Here is a 22,402-nt window from a genome sequence, read left to right as displayed (position 1 = left end):
CGCCTGTCCGTCCGACCCCGATCCCTGCGAGGTGGAGATGCGCACACCGCTGCTGACGACGGTGCTGGTTTCGATGCTGGCGCTGACCACCTGTGCCGCCGCCCCGGTCCCTGCTCCGGAGGGAGCCGGACGGTTCGATCAGCCACGCCCCGGTTTCTCCCCGGCGGAGACCCGACTGCGCCCCTCCTCCCCCGAACGGGTGGGACTGTCGGTGTGGCCGATCCTGCGCGCCACCAGGGACATCGCCGCGTGGACCGAACGGGTTCCGGGAAGGGAACACCCGATGTACGCGGGGGCGGTGAGCCTGCTGGCCCATCACGGTCGGGTCGTCAGCCACGAGGCCGCGGGCTACGAGCTGCGTTACTCCGACGGGTCGGGCACCGAACTCCCACCGGAACGACGTGAGCGGGCACGGAGGTCGACGATCTTCGACATCGCCTCGATGACGAAGCTGTTCACCTCGATCGCCGTACTGCAACAGGTCGAACGCGGACGCGTGGAGCTCGACGAACCGGTGGCCCGCTACCTGCCCGAGTTCGGCAACCACGGCAAGTCGCGGATCACCGTGCGCCAGCTGCTGACCCACACCTCGGGCCTGCCCGCCACGGTGCGGCTGTGGGAACTGCCGCCGGAGGAACGCCTGCCCCACCTGATGACTCTGGAACCGGTCACCGAACCGGGCAGCACCTACACCTACTCGGACCCGAACATGATCGTGCTCGGCGAGCTCGTGGAACGTCTCGCCGGCAAACCCCTGGACCGCGTGGTGCGGGAGGGCATCACCGAACCACTGGGCATGACGGACACCGGATACCTGCCCCCGGAGTCCGAACGGCACCGGATCGCGGCCACGGAGTACCAGCGGGCCCCGGAGCGGGGGATGCTGCGCGGCAGGGTGCACGACGAGAACGCCTGGGCACTGGGCGGGGTGGCCGGCCACGCGGGGATCTTCTCCACGGCCCGGGACCTGGCCGTGCTGGGGCAGGCGGTGCTGAACGGGGGCAGCTACGGGGGTGAGCGGATCCTGCGACGGGCCAGCGTCGCGGCGATGCTGGAGGACTACAACACCGAGTTCCCCGAGCACTCCCACGGGCTGGGTTTCGAACTGGAACAGCGTTGGTACATGGCCGGACTCACCGGCCCCCGCACGGCGGGACACACCGGTTACACCGGCACCTCGATGGTGTTGGACCCCGCCTCGCGTTCGATGGCGATCCTGCTCACCAACCGGGTGCACCCCTCCCGCGAGTGGGGGTCGAACAACCCGGCCCGGGTGCGCCTGGCCGAGGGGTTGGCCCGGGCGATGGCAGTCGAACCGCGACACGGCCCCACGGCGTGGTTCACCGGCGGCGGGACCACCGACACCGAGGCCACCCTGACCTCCGATCCGGTGTGGGCCACCGGCCGGGTGCGGGTCACCTTCGACGCCTTCGTGGACACCCAGCGGGACCCGGACGGGGTGGATCCGGTGCGGCTGGAGTACAGCCGCGACGGTGGTGCGAGCTGGAACCCGGCGCGAATGCACGTCCGGGGCCGGGGTTCCCCGCGCGGGCCGGTGGAGGAACTGGCCGGTTCGGGTCACCGCAGCTGGTGGCGGGTGCGGGCCACGATTCCGGGGGACGAACGCGGCCGGCTGCTGGTGCGCTGGCGGTTCTCCCCCGACGAACGCTATCTCGGACGCGGGGTCTATCTGGACGGGATCAGGATGACCTCCTCCTCGGGGACGCTGCTCGACGGGGAGGACGACTCCGGTGCGTTGCACGGCACCGGGTTCCTGATCGCCCAGCGCTGATCGCTCCCAGCGCGGACACACCGGTGACGTTTCCGTCGCGAATCCGTCCGTCACGGGGTACGTTGGGTCCGGCACCGTCCGTGACGCAGGTTCGCAGGGACAAGGGGTATGGCCGTGTCGGTGATTCCGCAGGATCTCGAGGACATCCTGACCAAACGCTCGTTCGCCCACATCGCGACCGTCGGCCCGCAGGGCGAGCCCCAGTCGAGTCCGGTGTGGATCGACTGGGACGGGCAGTACGTGAAGTTCAGCCAGACCACCACACGGCAGAAGTACCGCAACCTGCGGCGGGAACCCAGGTTGGCCCTGTCGGCGCTCGACCCCGAGCAGCCCTACCGGTACCTGGAAGTGCGCGGCCGGGTGGCGCGGGTGGAGGACGATCCGAACAACGCGTTCATCAACCGGATGGCGAAGAAGTACATGGACGTCGACGAGTACCCCTACCACCAGCCGGGGGACCACCGGGTGGTCGTCTACGTCGAGCCGGAGCACACCACGCGGATGTGAGCCCCGAGCTCCCGCCTGGGCACCCGGCTGCTCGCGGTGGGAACCGCCCCGGGGCGCACTCGGTGGTGTGCTCCCGTGGACCATGATCTCGACAGGGTGCTCGCCCCCGAGCGCGCACTGCTCGACCCGGAGGCGGTGCGCGGGCTGTTGCGCCACCACCAGGGAACTCCCCGATGAACATTCCGCCGCGAACCGGCGGTCCGTGCTGCTAGCATACGGGGCGTGTGCTGGCTGAGGAACTCCTTCCACATCAGGCCCCGCCGCTGACGGCGGCGGGCTGAGCGCTCTTCGGCTCCGCCGTTTTTCGGAAGCGCCAAGCCGGTCAGGCCGTGTAGGCCGCCCGGATCCGAAACGTCTTGTGCGGAGTTTTTCATGTCCAACGGACATCCGTCCTCAGGTGGAGACCGTTCCTCTCATCCCGGCGGGGCCCACGAGTTGGGGCAGAACTTCCTCGTGGACCGCTCCACGATCGAGAACATCGTCCGGCTCGTCGGGAGGACCTCCGGTCCCGTGGTGGAGTTCTGCCCCGGACGTGGCGCGGTGACACTGCCGCTGAGCGAGTCGGGCAGGCGGATCACCGCCGTGGAACTGGACCCGCGTCACGCCGCACGACTGCGGAAACGTGTCGGGGACGAGGTGCGGGTGGTGCGGGACGACGTGCTGCGTTTCCCGCTCCCGCGCCACGCGTACACGCTGGTGGGGAACCTGCCGTTCCACCTGACCACCGCCGTGCTGCGGCGGATCCTGGCCGCCGGGCACTGGAACACCGCCGTGCTGATCGTCCAGTGGGAGGTCGCGCGCCGACGCGCCGGAGTGGGCGGTGCCAGCATGCTCACCGCGAGCTGGTGGCCGTGGTACGAGTTCGAACTCCACCGCCGGGTTCCCGCCGGTTCCTTCCGGCCCGTTCCCTCCGTGGATGCCGGGCTGCTCACGATCCACCGCAGACCGCACCCCCTGGTCGAGGGACGCACGGAGTACCAACGCTTCGTCAAACGGGTGTTCACCGGCCCCGGCCGCGGGTTGGCCCGGATCCTGTCCCGCACCGGGTACGCACCCCGTACCGGGATCGCACGGGAGCTGCGCCGCCGAGGGATTCCCCCCGAGGCGCTGCCCAAGGAACTGAACGCGACACAATGGGCGCGGCTGTGGGAGGTGATCTCCTCGCCGCCCCCACGTGACCGTGGCTGATCCCGCGCGGCGAGGCCCGGGTGGCCGCCACGGTCCCGCCGGGGCCGTGGCGGTCCACGCCCCGTTTGACCGCCCAACAGTGATGTTAGTAACTTTCCCACATGGCCACGCCCGACGATCCGAGTCCCGAATCCGGTGAGCACAGCCCACTGGTACGGATACGTTCGCTGCTGCCCGGTCTGGCCCGCGCCGAGCAGCGCGTGGCCCGGATCGTACTCGCCGACCCCTCCTCGATCGCCCACCGCAGCATCACCGAGGTCGCCGAGGCGGCGGAAACCAGCGAAACCACCGTGACCCGCTTCTGCAAGGCCGTGGGGGTCACCGGCTATCCCGAACTGCGCATAGCACTGGCCGCCGAGACGGCCCGCACCACCGAGCGGGACCGCGACCTCGGCGGCGACATCTCCGAGTCCGACGACCTCCCCCAGATCGTCGACAAGATCGGCTACTCCGACGCGCGGGCCGTGGAGGAGACCACCGGACAACTGGACGTGCACGCGCTGGACTCGCTCGTGGAGGCCGTGTCCACGGCACGCCGCGTCGAGGTCTACGGGGTCGGCGCCAGCGGCTTCGTGGCCCTGGACCTACAACAGAAGCTGCACCGCATCGGCCTGACCTGCTTCGCCTGGTCGGACACCCACAACGCGTTGACCTCCGCGGCCCTGCTGCGACCGGGCGACGTCGCTGTCGGCATCTCGCACACCGGGGCGACCGCGGAGACCGTGGAGATCCTGCGCGAGGCCCGGGAGCGCGGTGCCACCACGGCGGCCGTCACCAACTTCGAACGCTCCCCCATCACCGAGATCGCCGATCTGGTGCTCACCACGGCGGCCAGGGAAACGACCTACCGCTCCGGGGCGATGGCCAGCAGGATCGCCCAGCTCACCGTGATCGACTGCCTGTTCGTCGGGGTGGCGCAACGTCACCTCACCGAGGCCAGGCACGCCCTGCAGACCACCTTCCGCGCGGTCGGTGGGCACCGGCTGCGGGTACGTCCCGACAGGCGCAGACAGCGGGAGGAACACAGGTGAGTGACCGCGACACGCGCGGCCCGGCGCAGGGGGACCCCCTGCCGCCCCCCTCGAACAGGTCCGCCACACAGTCCCCCACCGAACTCAGCAACCCCCGCACCACCGACATCGACCAGCTGGGCACCCTGGAACTGCTCCACCGGCTCAACGCCGAGGACGCCTCCGTTCCCACCGCCGTCGAACGGGTGCTTCCCGAAATCGCGCGGGCGGTCGAACTGGCCGTGCGCTCGCTGGAGAACGGGGGGCGGGTGCACTACGTCGGGGCGGGCACCTCGGGCAGGATCGCCGCACTGGACGCCGCCGAGCTCCCTCCCACCTACAACGTCCCGCCGGAGTGGTTCGTGGTGCACCTGGCCGGTGGGCAACCGGCGGCCTCCGGTGCGGTGGAGAACGCCGAGGACGACGACTCCGCCGGGGCGGCCGCCGTCAGGGAGGCGGCCGAGGGCTCGGACCTCGTGCTCGGTCTGGCCGCCTCGGGCCGGACCCCCTACGTGCTGGGGGCGCTGCGCGCCGCCCGCGAACTGGGGGCCGGCACGGTGCTGGTCTCGGCCAATCCGCACCGCGCCGAGGGGCCCCCGGTCGACGTGGAGGTGGTCGTGGAGACCGGACCGGAACCGATCACGGGCTCGACCAGGATGAAAGCGGGCACGGCGCAGAAGCTGGTGCTGAACTCCTTCTCCACGGCGGTGATGGTCCGGTTGGGACGCACCTACTCCAACCTCATGGTCGACATGGTGGCCACCAACACGAAGCTGCGCGAACGTACCGTGCGCATCCTGCGGGAGGCCACCGGTGCCTCGGAGTCCGAGTGCCTCGCCGCGCTGCGCACGACGCGGGGCCAGCTCAAGACCGCGCTGGTGCACCTGCTCGGCGGCGTGGACGCCGCCCGCGCGGCCGAGGCGCTGGCCCGGACCCACGGCCACGTCCGCGACGCGCTGCGCGCCCTGGAGTCCTGACCGGCCTCGGCGAGGCACCGGCCGAAGGTCACGCCGAACCCGGCTCCGAGTGCACCGGAAGCTCGTAGACCCTGCGCACACTGGTACCCAACCGGCCGATGTCGGCGCCGTAGACGTGCAGGGAGATCGCCGTCTCGGTTCCGCAGTTGCGCACCAGGTGGATGTCCCCGGGAGGGGCGAATCCGCAGCTCTGTCCGCGCTGGTTGGTCACGAGTCCGGCGGGAACGAGGTAGTCCCCCGCCGGGGACTGCCGCAGCTGGTAGTGCTGCTCGCTCTCGGTGCCCTGGTAGACCCCCGTCACGCACCAGGCGACGTGGTCGTGGATCGGTGTCTGCTGCCCGGGCAGCCACACCAGCGCCACCACGGAGAAACTCGCGTCCGGTTCCACGTGCAACACGTGCTGGAGGTAGTGCTCCGGGTCCCCGACCCGCTGGTCCTCCCGGAGCAGGCCCGGGACGTCGAGGAACGGACGCAACGCGTCCCTGACCAGATCGGCGGTGTGCGCCTGGGAGCGTCCGGCGCGCACGCACTCGCGGATCGCGTCGGTGAGCTCGGTCAGTCGCGGATTCTGGTGTTCGGTCCGCATCGTGGTCATACCCGAACCATGCCCGGTCACGGACGTCCGGTCGACCACCGGATTGTTGGGGGAGGGCCAACTCCGGCTTATGAACGCACCGTGTGCCCGCGAGCCCGGTGTCCGCTCCTGCCCGGGGTTCTTCCGGAAGTGTCGTAGATCGCCGGGGAACCCGCCTGACACGGGCCGTGCGACTCGGGTACGTGCCCCGGAGGTCCCGTCGAACTCAGTCCTCGGCCCGCATCTGCGCACCCACCCGACCGAAGGTGTCCAGCATCAGCGCGGTGGCGGGAATCCGGCGCTGCTCCCGCAGCGCGTAGGCGGTCACGCGGCGCTGTTCGAGACCGGCCACCCGCACTCCCACCACGTTCGGGTGCCGCAGGAACGACAGCACCAGGGCGGGCATCAGCGCGATCCCCACCCCGGCGGCGACCAGCCCCTGCACCGCCAGGTTGTCGTCGGTGGTGAAGGCGATCTCCGGTTCGAAACCGGCCTCGGAACAGGCCCTGGTGAAGTACTCCCTGCACCGGGGGCACCCCGCTATCCAGCGTTGCCCGGCCAGTTCGCCCAGCCCGACCGAGTCCCGCCCGGCGAGCTCGTGCTCGCCGGGAAGCACCGCCACCAGCGGGTCGTCCAGCACGTCGGTCCCCGTCACCTCCTCGCCGGGCAGTTCCTCGGTGTCCGGGTAGCTGAACGCCAGGGCGATGTCGCACTCACCCCGGCGGAGCGCCTCCAGCGAGTCCGGTGGTTCGGCCTCGCTGAGCCGGACCCGCAGCTCGGGGTGCTCCTCGGTGGCACGGGCCACCGCCCGGGGAACCAGGGTCGCGCTCGCACTGGGGAAGGCGCAGACCCGGATGCTGCCGCTGCGCAGTTCCCGCACCGCCGAGATCTTGTTCTCCGCGGCGGTCAGGTCGTCGACGACCGACTCGGCGTGCGTGGCCAGTATTCTTCCCGCCTCGGTGAGCTCCAGCCCCCCGCCGACACGGAGGAACAGCGCGGTGCCCAGGCTCCGTTCCAACGCCCGCATCTGCTGGCTGACGGCGGGCTGGCTGTAGCCGAGGCTGCGCGCGGCCGCCGTGTAGGAGCCGGTGCGCACCACGGTGTGGAACACGCCGATGTAGCGGGGATCGACCATTCCCGCAGCATACGAACCGCACCGGCGGGTGGGTACCCGCCGGTGCGGAAACCTCGGCCTCGTGGCGGCCGGGCTCGTCGCCTCGGCTCAGGCCGTTCCCACCGCCCGGCGGGCGAAGTGGATCTCGGTGGCGACCTGGCGCAACGTCTCGGCGATCACCAGGGAGCCGTGCCCGGCGTCGTAGCGGTAGAACTCGAAGGGCACCTCCCGCTGGAGCAGCCGGTCCAGGTAGTTGAGCACCTGCCGGATGGGGCACCGCGGATCGTTGTCCCCGGCCAGCACCAGCACCGGGGCACGCACCTCGTCCACGTAGGTGAGCGGGGAGCACTCGTGGTACAGCTCCGGCAGCTCATCCGGGGATCCCCCGAACAGCGCCCGGTCGTAGGCGCGCAGCGGTTCCATCTCGTCGGCGAACGCGGAGACGTAGTCGGCGACCGGGACACCGGCGACCCCGCCGGCCCACCTGTCGGGTTGGGTGCCCAGGGCGAGCAGGGTCAGGTACCCGCCCCAGGAGGCTCCCGCGACGACGCTGAGCTCGGGGGTGGTCAGCCCCTCCTTGATCGCCCAGTCCTGCACCCGGGCGACGTCCTCCAGCTCGGTCAGGCCCGGTCGTCCCTCGATCGCGTCCCGCCACGCCGAGCCGTAGCCGGTCGATCCGCGGTAGTTGACCTCGACGACCGCGAACCCGGCCTCCAGCCAGGCCGCGCGGTAGGAGGAGAAGCGGTCCTCGTCGGCGGCGTGCGGACCGCCGTGCAGGTTGAACACCGTGGGCAGCGGCCCGTCGCTCGTGTCGTCCGGGCGGGCGAGCAGGGCGTGCACCGTGTCGTTGGGACCGTAGGGAACCTCCACGAAGACGTCCTCGACGGGCCTGGACTCCGGGGCGCGGTCCCCTCCGGGGGTCAGCAGCACGCTGTCCTCCCCCTCCGGGGAGAGCACCCGTACCCGCCCCGGCACGGCGGCCGAGGACCACGTGTACTCCACCGAGTGGTCCGGGCGCACCGAGGCCGCTCCGACGGTCCCCCGGGAGGTGGGCAACGGGGTGAGGGTTCCCGCCGCGATGTCGTAGCGGTGCAGGGTGGTGCGCGCCCGGTGCGTGTGCGCGATCAGCAGTGCCGAACCGTCCGGATACCAGTCGGCGGAGAGCTCGCCGGGCAGGTCCAGGTCGAGCTCGGTCTCGGTGTCGGTGGCCACGTCCCAGAGAAGCAGTTCCTCGCGTCCGCGCCGCTCGTGCGAGACCAGCAGCCGGGTGTCGCCGGGCACCGGGGCGAAGTCCAGCGCGCCCAGCCCGAGTCCGGGGCCGTCCCACTTCTCGGCGAGCGTCGAGCCGTCCGTGCGCAGCACCCGCAGCGCGGGGTGCCTGCTGTCGCCGTGCTCGGAGTGCGACAGCACCAGCAGCGTCTCGTCCCTGGACGCGGCGGCCAGCCCGCCGTCCTGCTCGTGCTGGTAGATCACTCGGGTGTCCCCGTCCTCGGAGACCCACACGGTGACCCCCTCGTCGGTGGACATCCCGAGGGCGATCACCCGTTGCCCCAGTTCCAACCCGGCGGGATAGCCCGCGTGGGTGGTGGGCAGCGGATTCCCGGGGGACTCCCCGGTGGGGTCGAACGGTTCGCTCACCCAGCTTCCGAACTCGTCGCCGTCGGTGTCGTCGAACCACCAGATCCGGTTCCCGTCCGCGGAGAGCGTCCCGTGGAAGGTGCCGTTCGGGCGCGCGGTGACCTGACGGTGGGTGTCCGTGGCGCGGTCCCAGGCGTAGAGCTCCCAGGTGCCGCTCACGTTCGAGACGTACAGACTCCGGTGGGGAGCGTCCCGCGCCCAGTCCGGCAGTGACACACGGGGAGCGCTGAAGCGGGCGCGCCAGCGCGCCTCCTTGTCCGGGTCGTCGAACAGGGTTTCCGGGATCTTGGCGCCTGGATACGTGCTCACGTCACCGATCCTGCCCGATCGGAGCAACGGTGTGAGCACTGGGTAGGCGGTGTCGCTCGACCAGACGAAGGAGTACAAGCCTGTCGGTTGATTGTCCCGAATGCCCGGATCGGGAGACGATCGAACGACTTCCGTTCGCGCGGACCCACCACGGGAGACGCACCCGAGTCACGGGCCGGGGGCGGATCCCGGGTTCGCGCGGGCGCCCCGGAACCCCGGGTGCCCACCCTCTCCGGCACCCGGGCCGGGGAGGACGTCACGAGTCCGCGCCGCGAGCACGGGTGGGGTAACCATGATCTACGGGATCGACGTCTCACATCACCAGGGACCGTTCGACATGCACCGCGCCCGGGCGGAGGACTTCGAGTTCGCGTTCCTCAAGGCCACCGAGGGCGACGGTTTCGTCGACCACCGCTTCGCCGAGAACCTCGCCAACGCCCGCTCGGCGGGCCTGCTGGTGGCCGCCTACCACTACCAGCGGGCAGGGGCCTCCGCCGCCGCCCAGGCCGAGCACATCGCCCGCATCGTGCCCACCGACGTTCCCGTGATCCTCGACGTGGAGGAGGGAGGTGGTCACGCCGAACTGGCCCACGCGTTGACCGCGCAGCTGCACCGGCGGGGTTTCCACACACCACTGATCTACCTGCCGGAGTGGTACTGGCGACGGATCGGCGAACCCGACCTGTCCGGGTTCCCCCCGCTGTGGAAGTCCCGGTACCCGGACAACCGGGGCGGCTACGCCAGCGAGATCTACCAACGGGTTCCCGAGCACTTCTGGAACGGCTACGGCGGCAACCACGTGGCCGTGTTGCAGTTCACCAGCCAGGCCACCGTCGCCGGAAACACTCCCGTGGACGCCAACGCCCATCTCGGCACCCGCCGGGACCTGGACAACCTGCTCACCCCCCAGGGAGAGGACATGCGCGCCGACGAACGACAGGCCCTGTTCGACATCCTCCAACAGCTCACCGGCAGCCGCTCCCCGGGGCAGTTCCCCGGATGGCCATCCTATGTGGACGGATCGAAGACGTTCACCCTCGTGGACTTCACCCGCTGGATCGACAAGCACACCTTCGACCTGCACAAGCGTTTCGCCGCCGAGGTGACGGCGGAAGGCGGGCGGGAACGGGCCCTGCGCAGCGTGGTCGCCGAGGCCGTGGACACCGTGTTGGAGGCCGACGACCCGAAGCGCGAGGAGGTGGTCGACGCGGTCACCGCACGGCTCACCACCTCGGCCCGTCCGCACCACGCGGTGCGGGAGGAGGACGGCCAGAGCCGCGGCTCCGAGTGATCCCACCGGGGAGAACACGAAAAAATCCGGTTGCCGGACCCTGCGGTCCGACAACCGGATTCCACGTCGGGGTGGCGGGATTTGAACCCACGACCTCCTCGACCCGAACGAGGCGCGCTCCCAAACTGCGCTACACCCCGGATCTCCCGGCGGGATCGTCGCCGGAAGCTGATCGCCACCGAACGACGCCCCAGAGTCTATCGGACACCGATCCGGGACTCGACAGGGGCCCCCGACTCGTCACGCGCCGCACCGACGGAACCGCCCTCCGAACGCGGGACCAGCGTCAACAGGGAGGCCTCGGGCGGGCAGGCGAACCGCACCGGCGCGTAGGGAGAGGTCCCCAGTCCCGCCGAGACGTGCAGCCACGTGTGCTCACCCCAGGTGGAACTCCCCCGGGCCCGCCCCCGGTCGAGCTGGCAGTTGGTGACGATCGCCCCGTAGCCGGGAAGGCGCAGCTGGCCGCCGTGGGTGTGCCCGGCGAGCACCAGGTCGTAGCCGTCGGCGGCGAAGGAGTCCAGCACCCTCGGCTCCGGGGAGTGCGTGACCCCCAGCCCCAACTGGCTGCCCTCCACCGGAGCTCCCGCGATCTCCGCGTAGCGGTCCCGCTTGAGATGCGGGTCGTCCAGCCCCGCGACGTGGATCCGCACCCCGCCGACGGTCAGCTCACCCCTCCGGTGTGTCAGGTCCATCCAACCGCGTTCGGTCATCGCCGCCCGCAGGTCCCGCCACGGAAGCGGCCTGCCGCGAATGCGCTTCTGCCTGGCCGCCGGGATCAGGTAGCGCGCCGGGTTCTTCGGTTTCGGCGCGTAGTAGTCGTTGCTGCCGAAGACGAACACCCCGGGTCGGTCCAACAACGGCCCCAGGGCACGCAGCACGGCGGGCACCGCCTGAGGGTGGGCCAGGTTGTCCCCGGTGTTGACCACCAGGTCCGGCTCCAGCTCGTCCAGCGCGGCCACCCAGCGCTGCTTGGAGAACTGCCGGGGGGTCATGTGCAGGTCGGACACGTGCAGCACCCGAACCCGCGGGCTGCCCTCGGCCAGCACCGGCAGGGTGGCCGTGCGCAGCGTCCAGCTCCTGCGTTCGATTCCCGCCGCGTAGCCGAGCACCGAGCCGCCGAACGCCCCGGCGGTGAGCAGAATCCGACCGAACGTGTTCACACCACCAGCCTACGGGGCACACGCCCGTCTCGTACGACGGCCCGAACGATCCTTCACCCGGCGTGCCGTGCCGGCGTTCGGCGGTGGCCGGGATAATCGAGGCCATGTCCGAGTTGAAAGAACGGCTGCGGAACGACCTGACCGCGGCGATCAAACAGCGGGAAACCACGCGCACCGGGGTGCTGCGCATGGCCCTGTCCGCCATCGGGGCGGAGGAGGTGTCGGGCAAGCAGGCCCGACAGCTGTCCGACGAGGAGGTCCGTTCCGTCCTGGCCAAGGAGGTCAAGAAACGCGACGAGTCCGCCGCCGCCTTCGACTCCGCGGGCAGGACCGAACAGGCCGCCTCCGAACGCGCCGAGGGCGAGATCCTGCGGGAGTACCTGCCCGCGCAGCTCGACGACGCGGAACTCGCCGAGCTGGCCAGGCAGGCCGTCTCCGAGGTCGCCGCCGAACTCGGCGAAACCCCGGGACCGAAACAGATGGGCCGGGTCATGAAACTCGCGAACGCCAAGGTCGACGGCCGGGCCGAGGGAGGCCGGGTGGCCGCGGCGGTGAAGGCCGAACTGGGGATCTGACCGGTCCCGCAGCCGTGGGACGACCCGGCGGGGTGGACGCGCCCGCGTTTCAGCGTTCGCCCCTGCCTACCCTCCAGTAGGCCAGCGCGTACATCCGGGACCGTCCCAACCCGAGGGTTTTCTCGCCGAACTCCCTGATGCGTTCCACCACGCTCGCCTCGGCCCCCACCCACAGGTGCGGGTGTTCGCCCAGTTCCGCCGAGCGGACCGCCTCCGGCAGCGCCTCGGACCTTCCGGGGGGCTCTCCCTCCCGGAACAACCAGGTCCACTCCCCCGGGAGCGTGCTCGGCACGTAGTCCCGCTCGGCGGCCGTGTCCGCCTCCACGAAGACCCTGGCCGGAACGCCGGTGGGCAGTTCCTCCAGGATCGCGCACACGGCGGGCAGGGCCGTCTCGTCACCGACGAGTACCAACGGGTCGGCCTCCGGGGACGGGGTGTAGGAGGGGCTGGGCCCCACCGTGACCACCCGGTCACCGGCACGCACGTTCGCCGCCCAGGTGGCTCCGGGGGCCTCGTGGGCGTGCAGCACCAGGTCGACGGCCAGCTCGCGGCTGCGCGGGTCGAACCAGCGGACCGTGTAGGTGCGCTGCCTGGGCTGCTGGTGCCGTGGAGCGGCGAACACCTCGGCCCTGCTGTTGCCGAGGGGAGTGGGAAGACCGGGGCGCGGCAGGCACAGTTTGATGCGCTGGTCGGTGCCGCTGCTGACGAAGTCGGCGAGCTCCTCCCCGGTCAGCACCACGCGTTTCATCAGGGGTGTGATGCGCTCGACCCTGGCGACCTCCAGCTGTCTGTAGCGGGACCGCACCGGTGCTTTGCCTGGATGTGTACTTCCCACGGCCGACCAGTGTAGGACCGCGCCGCCCCGCTGCCCGGCCGCAGGCCGCCGGTCAGCCGCCCGAGTCCCCGGAACCGGATCCCCGCTGCCCGTTGCCCCGATCGTTCTCGGCGGGTTCGGGCTCTCGCGTGTGCGTCTGAGGCGGGGGGATGTAGCCGGTGCTGACCGAGATCCGGATGCTGGTGCCCTCCGGGGCGACGCCACGGGGGGACTGGCCGATCACCGTCCCGTGCGGCTCCTTGCTGTTCACGGTGCGGCTGTCGACCTCGTAGCCCGCCTCCCGCAGCTTCCGCTTCGCCTGCTCGGCCCTCATGCTCACGACCTCGGGAATCTGCTTGCCCGAACCGCCGCTGTGGTAGCGCTCGGTGGTGGTGGGCAGCTGTTCCACGGGCATTCCCTCGTGGGCCTGCTTCATGGCCCGCATCCAGGTCTTGGCCGGCACGGTGCCGCCGTATATGTTCCCGCTGCCGCACACCGACGGGGTTCCGCCGAGGCAGATACCGGCTCCGCGCCAGGAGGGCGGGCGGTCGATGAAGGTGAGCGCGGCCCCGGCGAACTGTGGTGTGGCCCCGATGAACGCGGCGGAGGCGAAGGTCTCGGTGGTTCCGGTCTTGGCCGCGGTGGGGCGGTCCCATCCCGTCGCGCTGGCCGCCCGGGCCGCCGTGCCGGAGGTGGTGTCGTCCGACATGCCGACCACCATCGCGTCGGCGAGCTCCCGGTCGACAGCCTGCTCACAGGGCGGCTCGGTGATGGACACACGGTTGCCGTGCCGGTCCCGGATCTCCTTGATCGGAGTGGGCGGGCACCACACCCCGCCGCTCATCAGCGTCGCGGCCACGTTGGACAGCTCCAGCGGACTGGTGGGGCTGAACCCGAGGGTGAAGGCACCGATCCTGCGCTGTTTGATCTCCTCGGCCTGGGTTCGCTCGCGGGCCCGTTCGGAGGCCATGGGGATGCCGGCGAGGTCGTGGTGGTTGAGCGTGCGGCGCATCCCCAGCCGCGCGGCCATGTCCACCGTGTCGTCCAGCCCGGCGCGTTCCTCCAGGATCACGAAGGAGGTGTTCGGGGAGGTGGCCAGTGCCTTGCGGATGGAACGGGCCCCCGCACCGACCCCCTCGGCGTTGCCCACCGTGTACGGGTTGGTGCCGTTGCTGAACTTCACCGAGGTGTAGGAGGAGGGTCCCGGGACCACGTTGTCGATCCCCATCCCCTCCTCCAGGGCGGCCGCGGCGGTGAACACCTTGTACACCGAGCCGGCCCCCTTCTGCACCATCGTGGTGGGCAGGGCGTAGGCGCTCTCACCCTTCTCCTTGTCGAACCCGAAGTTCCGGTTCGCCGCCAACGCCCGCACCCGGTGCTTGTCCGTGCCGGGCTCCACCACGGACAGCACGTTGGCCACCCTGGGGCTGTCCTGGGGAACCCCCTCCTCGGCGGACTTCTTGGCCGCCGCCGTCACCCGCTGGTCCAGGGTGGTGCGTATGGTGTATCCCCCGGATCGCAACTCCTCCGCCGAGAGTCCGGCCCGTTGCAGGTAGTTCTCCACGTACTTGCAGAAGAAACCGTTCTCCCCACCGGCACCGACGCAGCCGTTGGGAAGTTTGCCCAGTGGTTTCCGGACTCCCAGCGGTGCCTGCTTGGCCTCGCGGGCGACCTCCTCGGTGATCCGGTTCTGCCGGGCCATCGCGTCGATCACCAGTCCACGGCGGAACAGGGCCTCCTTGGGCTGGGTGACCGGGTTCAACGATCCCGGCCGGTTGACCACTCCCGCGAGCAGCGCCGCCTGGGGAACCGTGAGCTGGTCCGGTGTGGTGCCGAAGTAGGCCTGGGCCGCCGCGGCCACCCCGTAGATCCGGTTGCCGTAGGGGACCACGTTCAGATAGCGGGTGAGGATCTCCTCCTTGCTCAGGCGCTTCTCCAGTTGCAGGGCGATGCGGATCTCCCTGAGCTTGCGCGCCACGGTCTGCTCGGAGGCCTCGGCCTGCTTGACCGGATCTCCCCGGGCCGCCACGTGCATCAGGTAGTTCTTCACGTACTGCTGCGTGATGGTCGAGGCGCCCTGGGTGATCTCCCCGGCGACCTGGTTGCTCACGAAGGCGCGCACCGTGCCCGGCCAGTCCACTCCCTGGTGTTCGTAGAAGCGCTGGTCCTCGATGGCGACCATGGCGGCCTTCATGGTGTCGGCGATCTGGTCGGAACTCGCCGGGGTGCGGTACTGCTCGTACAGGTAGGCGATCGGATTGTCCGCCCGGTCGGTGACGGTCGTCACCAAGGGTGGTTGTTCGGCGAGCATCTCCGAGGAGATCCTGTTCACCGCGTCGCTGGCCCGGTTCGAGACCACGCCGAGTGATCCCACGGCGGGGAACAGCATGCCCGCCACCAGGACGCCTGCCAGCACACACAGACCGAACAGCTTGATCACGCCGTTACGAAGCCGCACACCGCTCACGGTAAGTCGCCTCGCGTGAGATCACTCGCTGTCGTCGTCAATACCCCCCGATGTGATGACCGCAAAAGAAAAATCCCACGAAAGTCGGTTGGCCGTGGAACCGAGATCTTCTATGGTGCGTCCACGTCCAGCGACGGGAGTTCGTGACGCGTCCTCGGTGCGTCACGACAGCCGGTGCCGGGGGGCCCGGAGATTGCAGGTCGCCGACGATCCAGTGAGGAGCTGGGGGCCTTGATGCTCGAACAGGGGGACTGGCGGGTTCACGCGGCGTGCCGCGACACGAACCCGGACCAGCTTTTCGTACGGGGAGCCGAACAGCGCAAAGCGCGCACGATCTGCTTCGGGTGCCCCGTACGCACCGAGTGCCTCGCCGAGGCACTGGACAAGAAGATCGAGTTCGGAGTCTGGGGTGGCATGACGGAACGCGAACGACGGGCCCTGCTGCGCAGGCGTCCGGACGTCCGCAACTGGCGGGAACTGCTCGAAACGGCCCGCGCGGAGTACAGCAGTCCCGACGCCTACCAGGTGGGATGACGACGACGAGCTGAACCGAGGCCGAACAAGCGGATCGCCGGGGCACGAACACCGGCACGCCCGGACGCCGACGGCTCGGCGGGCGGGAGGAACAACCAACGTCGACAACGGCCCCCCGGCCCCGCGCGTACGGCCGGACGGCGCCTTTCGCCCGTCCGGTCCCCGTGATCCTGGTGGCACGGTCGCCGGCCCGCGGCGCGGCCGACTCCCCGGCCGTGGGGGGTTCGGGTGCGTGAGCAGCGCGGCGGCCGTCCCGGAAGGAGTCCTCAGCCCGCCAGCCGTGTTCCGACCTCGTCGAGTCCGTCCAGGTCGTGCACGTCGCCGGGCAGGGCCGGAACCCCGACCAGCCCCACCTCCGGATGCGCCCGGGTGAACCGGGCCAGCAGTCTCTTCTCCCGCTCGGCCACCGCCACGCGGTCCGCGTGCAGCCGGAGCACCGAGGCCGCCAGGGGGGAGCCCCCGGCCTCCTCCAGTTCCTCGGCGGCAGCGACGGCCCGGGCGGCGGGCAGGTCCGCCAGCACCGGGTGGGTGCGGTTGACGACCAGCCCGGACAACGGCATCCCCTCGGAGGAGAGCCGCTCGACGAAGTAGGAGGCCTCGCGCAGCGCGTCCGCCTCGGGAGTGGCCACCACGAGGAACCGGGTTCCCTCCGAACGCAGCATCCGGTAGGTGTGCTCGGCGCGTTCCCGGAACCCCCCGAACGTCGAGTCGAAGGCCTGGACGAAGGCGGCGGCGTCCGACAGCAGCTGGTGACCGACGATCGTGGAGACGGTCCGGGCGAACACGCCGAAGCCCGCCCCGACCAGCTTGCGGAGTCCCTTCCCCCCGGCGCGTGCCGGGCTGGCCAGCATCCGGATCAGCCTGCCGTCCAGGATCGTGGACAGTCGCTGCGGGGCGTCCAGGAAGTCCAGGGCCGACCTGCTGGGCGGGGTGTCCACGACGATGAGGTCCCAGCTCCCCTCCGCGGCCAGTTGCCCGAGCTTCTCCATCGCCATGTACTCCTGGGTCCCGGAGAAGGACGTGGACACGGTGCGGTAGAAGGGGTTGTCCAGGATCTGCCGCGCCCGCTCACGGCCGGCGTGCGCCAGGACCATGTCGTCGAAGGTCCGGCGCATGTCGAGCATCATGGCGTACAGTTCCCCCGGAACCGAGGGGTCCAGCTCCACCCGCCCCGGTTTGTTGTCCAGTTCGGCCAGTCCGAGGGCCTGGGCGAGTCTGCGGGCCGGGTCGATCGTGAGCACCACCGTCCTGCGGCCCTGGTGCGCCGCCCGCAGTCCCAGCGCGGCCGCGGTGGTGGTCTTGCCGACGCCCCCGGAGCCGCAGCACACCACGATCCGGTTGGCGGGGTCCCGCAGCAGTGCGTCCACGTCGAGCCGTTCCGGACGGGAGCGCTCGTTCATCCTTGTCCTCCGACGCCGTGGGCGACGAGTTTCTCGGCCATCTCGTACAGTGCGGCCACGTCGATCCCGTCCACGTACTCGGGCAGGTCGAGCGCGGCGAGGTCGGTGCCGTGCAGTCGTTCGCGCGCGGCCAGTTCGGCGCTGGCCCTGGTGGCGTGCTCGACGGTCTCGGCGACCAGCCCGTCGAGCACCTCGTCGTTCCAGTCCAACCCCGCCGACTCCAGTCCGCTCCTGATCCGGTTCGCGTCCACCCTGCCGTCGGCGGCGGCCGTCACCGAGCGGGTGGCCAGGCGCGGGGGGCGCACCCTGTTGAGCAGCACGGCCCCCGGGCGCAGTGCGGCCGCGTCCAGTTCCTCCACGGTTTCCAGGGTCTCCCGCACCGGCAGCTGCTCCGGCAGCGTCACCAGGTGCACCACGGTGTCGGCGGAGTGCAGCAGGCCGACCACGTCCTCGCTCTGTCCGTGGATCGGTCCCGTGCGGGCCAGGTCGGCCATGGCCCGGGTGACGTCGAGGAACCGGACTATCCTCCCGGTGGGAGGGGCGTCGACCACCACGGCGTCGTAGCTGTGGCGGCCGTTGGGGTCGGTGCGGCGCACGCACTCCTTGATCTTGCCGGTGAACAGGACGTCCCGCAGGCCGGGGGCCAGGGTGGTCGCGAACTCGATGGCTCCCATCCTGCGCAGGGTGCGTCCCGCGAAACCGAGGTTGTAGTACATGGCGAGGTATTCGAGCAGCGCCGCCTCCGCCTCCACCGCGAGCGCCCGTACCTCGCCCCCTCCGGGGGCCGCGGCCAGTCTGCGTTCGGCGTACTCCAGCGGCGGGGTGTCGAACAGCTGGGCCAGTCCCTGTCTGCCCTCCACCTCGACCAGCAGCACCCGACGTCCCCCGGTGGCCAGGGCCAGTGCCAGGGAGGCGGCCGCGGTCGTCTTGCCCGCCCCTCCCTTGCCGCTGACGAAGTGCAGCCTGGCCCGGTCCAGCTGACGGTCCCATCCAGAACTCACACGATCAGCGTAGGTGGACTGTGGGGGTCGTGTCCGCCCGCGAGCGGGGAACGGTCGTCGTGTCGCCCGCCCCCGGCTCCGGAACCCGTGAATCACCGGTTCCGGCGACCACCCGACCGGGCCGTCGGGGGCGGAGGTCTTAGTAGGGTGGCGGCATGACCAAATGGGAGTACTCGACAGTGCCGCTGCTCAGCCACGCCACGAAGCAGATCCTCGACCAGTGGGGCGAGGACGGCTGGGAGCTCGTCGCCGTCCTGCCGGGGCCGACCGGCGAACAGATGGTCGCCTACATGAAGCGTCCGAAGGAATGAGGCCGCACACGGCGGGTCCGCTCGCCGTGTGCTCCGGCGAACGACCCGCTGTGACGCGTCCGTCCCGGAGGAGTGACGCGTCCCCACCCGTGTTTCCCGGCGGGAAACGACGGTGATCCCCCCGGAACCGACGAACGGGAGATACCCGATGACCACCTGGACACAGCGGCTCGCCGAGCTCGGTCTGCGACTGCCCGAGGTGGCGCGCCCCGTCGCCTCCTACGCCCCCGCCGTGCGCAGCGGTGACCACGTGCACACCGCTGGTCAGCTGCCCTTCGTGGAGGGAGCGCTGGCGGCGACGGGCAAGCTCGGGGCCGAGGTGACGGTGGAGGAGGGCCAGCGGTTGGCCAGGGTCTGCGTGTTGAACGCGCTGGCGGCCGTGGACGGTGTGGTCGGTCTCGACGCGGTGTCCGGTGTGGTGAAGGTGGTGGGTTTCGTGGCCTCCGCGCCGGGGTTCACCGCCCAGCCCACCGTGCTCAACGGTGCCTCGGAGCTGCTGGGGGAGGTCTTCGGTTCGGCGGGTACCCACGCGCGTTCCGCCGTCGGGGTGGCCGAGCTCCCGCTGGGGGCGCCGGTGGAGGTGGAGCTGGTCGCCGAGGTCTCCACGCACTCCTGAGGAGGCGTGGTGCGGCAACACGGGCCCGTCTTCCGGAGGACGCCCCTCTCCACGAGCGCTGCCTACGGGAACCACGAGTGACGAAGTCCGCGCCCCCGGCGGGTTGATCGTACGGTTTCGCGGAGGAAAATCACCCGTACGGACGTATTCGACGAGAATGCTTCGACGCAGCGTGTTGGGAAGGATCCCAGGAAGGGACGGCGAGAGGTGACCGACCGCGAGACCGGACTGTTGTGTCACGAGCTGCTGCTGCGGCTCGCCGACCGGATCCCGGCCGAGTCGCTCTGGCGCTACCGCGACTGGTTGGCCAGCGGAGCCGAGGAGGTCCTCGCCGTTTCCCTGCCCAAGCAGTTGCTGCGCGAACGCATCGGGCTGACCGACACCGAACACCGCCTGCTCTCCGAGGCCCTGCTGCCGCTCGGGGCCGACCCGGCCGCCGTGAGTGCGGTGCTGCCCCCGGAGTCCGGATCGGACGGATACTCCTTCACCGCCTCGGGGCCCACCGACGACACGGCGGACTCCGAGGCGCTGGTGCTCGGGGCGGCACTGCGCGGTCGTGCCGGTGTCCACGAGGTACGCGGCAGCTGGCGGCACGACTCCGCGACCACCGTGCCCACCAGGGTGGTGCTGGTCGACACCTCCGGCGACCCCGTGGAGCTCACGGGCGAGATCCAGCGCGTCCTGCGTGCCCTCGGCAACCACACCCCCCTCGTCGAGGTGCTGCCCGAGGAGGTCGAACCCACCGACTACCACGGCCGCGCGCGTACCGCGTCGAACCTGATCTGCACGGGCAACGGCGCGTCCCCGGTGCGGAACTGACCGCGCGGCCCAGGACCGGAGCGAGCAGAACCAAGGAGAACCCGTGGTGGACCTGGCGGACAACGGATCGCCCGCCGAGCGGCTGCACGAGCTTTTGCTGGCCCTCACCGGCAGGCTGGACGACGACGCGCTCAACACGGCACGCGAGTTCGCCGGGGCGGGACGCAGCGACCTCGCCGCGGAACTCGTCACCGGCTCACTCGTGGCCGGAGGCATCGTGGTGACCGACCGGGAACAGCGCGAGCTCGCGGCCGTGCTCGACCGGAGTGCCTCGCGGGCCGAGCTGGCCGACCGGCTGGCCACCGGCACGCCGGAGACCTCCGAACCACACAGGTTCACCGCCCCGGAACGGGTGGACGACCTGGCCACAGCGCTGCGCTCCGCGACCGCTCGCCTGCCGGAGCTGCGCTCCGTGTGGTGCGCGACACGCATCACGCCCGCCGGGGTCGCCGCGGGAACGGTTCCCCGGAGAGTGCTGCTGGCCGAAGTGGACGGACACACCGCCGTGGGACCGACCGGTTACCAGCTCACCCAGGCCCTGCGGCGGGCCGGTCTCGCCTGTTCGGTGGAGAGCTTTCCCTCCGACGGCGAGCTGCCCGAGTACCACCGGAACGCGCTCGCGGTCGCCCACGAGGTCCCCCTCCGGCAGGCCCCCTCCGAGCCGCCCGCCGGAGCACGCCACACCGCACGCCGGGCCCGCCGCGCCTCCGCACGCGCGGCGGGCCACGGTCCGAACGCGGAGCCCGCCGAACCCGCCACCCAGGGATTCCCCGCCCCGCTCGGCCCTCCGGGCCCGGAGGAGGACACGCCGGTACCGGACGAGGAACATCCCACCGCCGAATGGCCGGCCGCGGAACTCGGCGAGCCCCCGCGCCAGGAGTCCCCCTCCGGGGGGCTTCCGCCGATCGAGGACTTCCCCTCCCCGGTGCGGCACCGGCAGGAGGACACCACCGGTGAGGAGACCGCTCTCCTCGCCGACGGCCCCTCGTCCCCGGGGCCGGCCCGGACGGCACCGGAGCAGGAGTTCCCCGCTCCCGGCGAGCAGGGCTCGGTGGCGGAGTTCCCCCGCTCGGAGAGCTCGTGGGCGTTCACGGAGGAACCGCTCGATCCCGCCGAGCAGACCGGTCCCGAAGCCTCACCCGCCGGAGAGGAGTCCGGGGCCGGCGACACCACCTCCAACCCGAACGTGCCCGCCGCCGTGGACGCGAAGCTCACCAACCGGGAGCGCAACCTGCTGCGCAAGCTCCACGAGGAGCTGGCCCAGCGTGAACAGGACCGGGAACCGGACCACTCCCCCGAAGCCGGGGAGTCCGTGACCCGTGGTTCCGAGTCCTCCCAGGACCCGCGAACCACCACCGTCCCGGGAACGGGGAACTTTCCCCCCATCGGCTCGGTCGGACCGCACTCCCCGTGAGCGAGGCGACAACCGGCCATGTCGTACCCCGCACCCGGCACGGAGTCCTAGGCTGAGCTCATGCGCCTTCCTCCGGAGCTGACCCTGCCGGACAGCATGGTTCCCGCCGAACCGCCGGATCCTCCCGCCACCCCCCGGGACGCGGCCACCGTCGTGCTGCTGCGCAACGGTCCGCACGGCCCGGAGGTCTTCCTCCAGCGACGCGTGCGGGGAATGCCCTTCGCCGGGGGGATGACCGCCTTCCCCGGCGGGGGTGTGGACGAACGCGACGAGGAGGCCCGGATCGCCTGGGCGGGCCCTCCCCCGTCGTGGTGGGCCACCCGCTTCGGGTGCGGCGAGGAGGTGGCCCGCGCGTTGGTGTGCGCCGCCGTGCGGGAGACCTTCGAGGAGGCCGGGGTGCTGCTCGCCGGTACGGCCCCGGACGCCGTGGTCACGGAGACGGACCGGTACGCGGCGGAGCGACAGGCCCTGGTCGCCAAGGAGATCTCCCTGGCGGAGATGCTCGACGAGCACGAGCTCGTCCTGCGCGCGGACCTGCTGCGCCCCTGGTCGAACTGGGTGACTCCGGCCCTCGAACCCCGCAGGTACGACACGCGTTTCTTCGTGACGGCCGTGCCGGAGGGACAACGGGCGGACGGGTTCACCGGGGAGGCCGCCGAGGCCTACTGGAGCCGCCCGACCACGGTCCTGGAGACCTGGCGTTCCGGCGAATGCGGACTTCTCCCACCCACCTGGGTGACACTGACCGAACTCGCGGCCTGCTCCGACGTCACGGAGGTCCTGAACTCGGACCGGGAGATCGACAAGACGATTCCCCGGATCGTCCACCGGGACGGCGCGTGGCGGGTGGTGCTCGCCGACGACCACGACCGGCCCTGACCGGGGTGCTCC

At 71.0% G+C, this 22,402-nt stretch carries 21 protein-coding genes and 1 tRNA gene; 13 read left to right on the top strand and 9 right to left on the bottom strand.

All coding sequences use genetic code 11. The features are described 5' to 3' along the window. Positions 1-37 precede the first annotated feature (37 nt). The 5 genes from CEP50_RS10685 (at position 38) to murQ (ending at position 5,474) form a co-directional block, all read left to right on the top strand. The gene (locus CEP50_RS10685; RefSeq protein WP_106113806.1) at positions 38-1,792 is read left to right on the top strand and encodes a serine hydrolase domain-containing protein; all 1,755 of its coding nucleotides are present in this window, start codon (positions 38-40) and stop codon (positions 1,790-1,792) included. Positions 1,793-1,900: 108 nt separating this feature from the next. Next, complete coding sequence (locus CEP50_RS10680) at positions 1,901-2,299, top strand: PPOX class F420-dependent oxidoreductase (protein WP_106113787.1); 399 nt, start codon at positions 1,901-1,903, stop codon at positions 2,297-2,299. Between the two features lie 372 nt (positions 2,300-2,671). Next, positions 2,672-3,487, top strand: coding sequence for a 23S ribosomal RNA methyltransferase Erm (gene erm / locus CEP50_RS10675; RefSeq protein ID WP_106113786.1), 816 nt, complete (start codon positions 2,672-2,674; stop codon positions 3,485-3,487). 101 nt (positions 3,488-3,588) lie between these two features. Continuing rightward, entirely contained in the window at positions 3,589-4,518 is a 930-nt protein-coding gene (locus tag CEP50_RS10670; RefSeq protein WP_106113785.1) for a MurR/RpiR family transcriptional regulator, read from the top strand. Positions 4,519-4,556: 38 nt separating this feature from the next. Next, complete coding sequence (gene murQ, locus CEP50_RS10665; protein WP_106113805.1) at positions 4,557-5,474, top strand: N-acetylmuramic acid 6-phosphate etherase; 918 nt, start codon at positions 4,557-4,559, stop codon at positions 5,472-5,474. Positions 5,475-5,502: 28 nt separating this feature from the next. On the opposite strand, the gene CEP50_RS10660 is transcribed toward murQ, so the two are convergent. The 3 genes from CEP50_RS10660 to CEP50_RS10650 form a co-directional block, all read right to left on the bottom strand. Further along, positions 5,503-6,069 (bottom strand): cysteine dioxygenase family protein, encoded by a 567-nt coding sequence (locus CEP50_RS10660; protein ID WP_258175147.1) that lies wholly within the window; start codon positions 6,067-6,069, stop codon positions 5,503-5,505. A 205-nt stretch (positions 6,070-6,274) separates the two neighbouring features. Then, positions 6,275-7,183: a LysR family transcriptional regulator gene (locus CEP50_RS10655; RefSeq protein WP_106113784.1), complete on the bottom strand. Its 909-nt coding sequence runs from the start codon at positions 7,181-7,183 to the stop codon at positions 6,275-6,277. A gap of 87 nt (positions 7,184-7,270) precedes the next feature. Next, entirely contained in the window at positions 7,271-9,109 is a 1,839-nt protein-coding gene (locus CEP50_RS10650; protein WP_106113803.1) for a S9 family peptidase, read from the bottom strand. 292 nt (positions 9,110-9,401) lie between these two features. On the opposite strand from CEP50_RS10650, the gene CEP50_RS10645 reads away from it, so the two are divergent. After that, the gene (locus CEP50_RS10645) at positions 9,402-10,400 is read left to right on the top strand and encodes a glycoside hydrolase family 25 protein (RefSeq protein ID WP_181188326.1); all 999 of its coding nucleotides are present in this window, start codon (positions 9,402-9,404) and stop codon (positions 10,398-10,400) included. A 66-nt stretch (positions 10,401-10,466) separates the two neighbouring features. Here the strand turns inward: CEP50_RS10645 and CEP50_RS10640 are convergent. Beyond that, positions 10,467-10,540, bottom strand: a tRNA-Pro gene (locus CEP50_RS10640). A 57-nt stretch (positions 10,541-10,597) separates the two neighbouring features. After that, on the bottom strand, positions 10,598-11,560 hold the full coding sequence (locus CEP50_RS10635) for a metallophosphoesterase (RefSeq protein WP_106113782.1): 963 nt from the start codon (positions 11,558-11,560) through the stop codon (positions 10,598-10,600). Between the two features lie 104 nt (positions 11,561-11,664). Here CEP50_RS10635 and CEP50_RS10630 point away from each other — a divergent pair, with 104 nt between their 5' ends. Then, complete coding sequence (locus CEP50_RS10630; protein WP_106113781.1) at positions 11,665-12,135, top strand: GatB/YqeY domain-containing protein; 471 nt, start codon at positions 11,665-11,667, stop codon at positions 12,133-12,135. Positions 12,136-12,184: 49 nt separating this feature from the next. On the opposite strand, the gene CEP50_RS10625 is transcribed toward CEP50_RS10630, so the two are convergent. Together CEP50_RS10625 and CEP50_RS10620 are read right to left on the bottom strand one after the other, a co-directional pair. Continuing rightward, complete coding sequence (locus tag CEP50_RS10625) at positions 12,185-12,970, bottom strand: siderophore-interacting protein (RefSeq protein ID WP_258175146.1); 786 nt, start codon at positions 12,968-12,970, stop codon at positions 12,185-12,187. A 52-nt stretch (positions 12,971-13,022) separates the two neighbouring features. Further along, positions 13,023-15,407 carry a penicillin-binding protein gene (locus tag CEP50_RS10620; RefSeq protein WP_258175145.1) on the bottom strand — a complete coding sequence of 795 codons (2,385 nt, stop codon included), beginning with the start codon at positions 15,405-15,407 and terminating at the stop codon, positions 13,023-13,025. Between the two features lie 243 nt (positions 15,408-15,650). On the opposite strand from CEP50_RS10620, the gene CEP50_RS10615 reads away from it, so the two are divergent. Then, positions 15,651-15,950 carry a WhiB family transcriptional regulator gene (locus CEP50_RS10615; RefSeq protein ID WP_106113778.1) on the top strand — a complete coding sequence of 100 codons (300 nt, stop codon included), beginning with the start codon at positions 15,651-15,653 and terminating at the stop codon, positions 15,948-15,950. A 266-nt stretch (positions 15,951-16,216) separates the two neighbouring features. Here the strand turns inward: CEP50_RS10615 and CEP50_RS10610 are convergent, their stop codons facing one another. Continuing rightward, complete coding sequence (locus CEP50_RS10610) at positions 16,217-17,350, bottom strand: ArsA family ATPase (protein ID WP_106113777.1); 1,134 nt, start codon at positions 17,348-17,350, stop codon at positions 16,217-16,219. Continuing rightward, the gene (locus CEP50_RS10605) at positions 17,347-18,351 is read right to left on the bottom strand and encodes an ArsA-related P-loop ATPase (protein WP_106113776.1); all 1,005 of its coding nucleotides are present in this window, start codon (positions 18,349-18,351) and stop codon (positions 17,347-17,349) included. Before CEP50_RS10605 ends, CEP50_RS10610 begins: the two co-directional genes overlap by 4 nt. 155 nt (positions 18,352-18,506) lie before the next feature. Between CEP50_RS10605 and CEP50_RS10600 the strand changes: the two genes are divergently transcribed. The 5 genes from CEP50_RS10600 to CEP50_RS10580 all read left to right on the top strand — a co-directional run bounded on the left by CEP50_RS10600 (position 18,507) and on the right by CEP50_RS10580 (position 22,390). Continuing rightward, a complete protein-coding gene (locus tag CEP50_RS10600; RefSeq protein ID WP_019855875.1) occupies positions 18,507-18,662 on the top strand; it encodes a DUF4177 domain-containing protein in 156 nt (51 codons plus the stop codon). A 148-nt stretch (positions 18,663-18,810) separates the two neighbouring features. Next, positions 18,811-19,278: a RidA family protein gene (locus CEP50_RS10595; protein ID WP_106113775.1), complete on the top strand. Its 468-nt coding sequence runs from the start codon at positions 18,811-18,813 to the stop codon at positions 19,276-19,278. A gap of 207 nt (positions 19,279-19,485) precedes the next feature. Then, the gene (locus CEP50_RS10590) at positions 19,486-20,097 is read left to right on the top strand and encodes a hypothetical protein (RefSeq protein ID WP_106113774.1); all 612 of its coding nucleotides are present in this window, start codon (positions 19,486-19,488) and stop codon (positions 20,095-20,097) included. Positions 20,098-20,140: 43 nt separating this feature from the next. Then, positions 20,141-21,511, top strand: a complete 1,371-nt coding sequence (locus CEP50_RS10585) for a hypothetical protein (RefSeq protein ID WP_219905427.1) — start codon at positions 20,141-20,143, stop codon at positions 21,509-21,511. A gap of 60 nt (positions 21,512-21,571) precedes the next feature. After that, positions 21,572-22,390 carry an NUDIX hydrolase gene (locus CEP50_RS10580; protein ID WP_106113773.1) on the top strand — a complete coding sequence of 273 codons (819 nt, stop codon included), beginning with the start codon at positions 21,572-21,574 and terminating at the stop codon, positions 22,388-22,390. Positions 22,391-22,402 lie beyond the last annotated feature (12 nt).

The sequence above is a fragment of the Actinopolyspora mortivallis genome (assembly GCF_003001495.1).
Lineage (GTDB): Bacteria > Actinomycetota > Actinomycetes > Mycobacteriales > Pseudonocardiaceae > Actinopolyspora > Actinopolyspora mortivallis_A.
Note: the sequence above shows the minus strand (reverse complement) of the source record. Positions and strands in the feature narration are given on the sequence as shown.

Coding starts and splice junctions, on each gene's coding strand:
- CEP50_RS10685 (WP_106113806.1), top strand. CDS start 38: ATGCGCACACCGCTGCTGACGACGGTGCTGGTTTCGATGCTGGCGCTG.
- CEP50_RS10680 (WP_106113787.1), top strand. CDS start 1,901: ATGGCCGTGTCGGTGATTCCGCAGGATCTCGAGGACATCCTGACCAAA.
- erm (WP_106113786.1), top strand. CDS start 2,672: ATGTCCAACGGACATCCGTCCTCAGGTGGAGACCGTTCCTCTCATCCC.
- CEP50_RS10670 (WP_106113785.1), top strand. CDS start 3,589: ATGGCCACGCCCGACGATCCGAGTCCCGAATCCGGTGAGCACAGCCCA.
- CEP50_RS10660 (WP_258175147.1), bottom strand. CDS start 6,069: ATGACCACGATGCGGACCGAACACCAGAATCCGCGACTGACCGAGCTC.
- CEP50_RS10655 (WP_106113784.1), bottom strand. CDS start 7,183: ATGGTCGATCCCCGCTACATCGGCGTGTTCCACACCGTGGTGCGCACC.
- CEP50_RS10645 (WP_181188326.1), top strand. CDS start 9,402: ATGATCTACGGGATCGACGTCTCACATCACCAGGGACCGTTCGACATG.
- CEP50_RS10630 (WP_106113781.1), top strand. CDS start 11,665: ATGTCCGAGTTGAAAGAACGGCTGCGGAACGACCTGACCGCGGCGATC.
- CEP50_RS10615 (WP_106113778.1), top strand. CDS start 15,651: ATGCTCGAACAGGGGGACTGGCGGGTTCACGCGGCGTGCCGCGACACG.
- CEP50_RS10610 (WP_106113777.1), bottom strand. CDS start 17,350: ATGAACGAGCGCTCCCGTCCGGAACGGCTCGACGTGGACGCACTGCTG.
- CEP50_RS10600 (WP_019855875.1), top strand. CDS start 18,507: ATGACCAAATGGGAGTACTCGACAGTGCCGCTGCTCAGCCACGCCACG.
- CEP50_RS10595 (WP_106113775.1), top strand. CDS start 18,811: ATGACCACCTGGACACAGCGGCTCGCCGAGCTCGGTCTGCGACTGCCC.
- CEP50_RS10580 (WP_106113773.1), top strand. CDS start 21,572: ATGCGCCTTCCTCCGGAGCTGACCCTGCCGGACAGCATGGTTCCCGCC.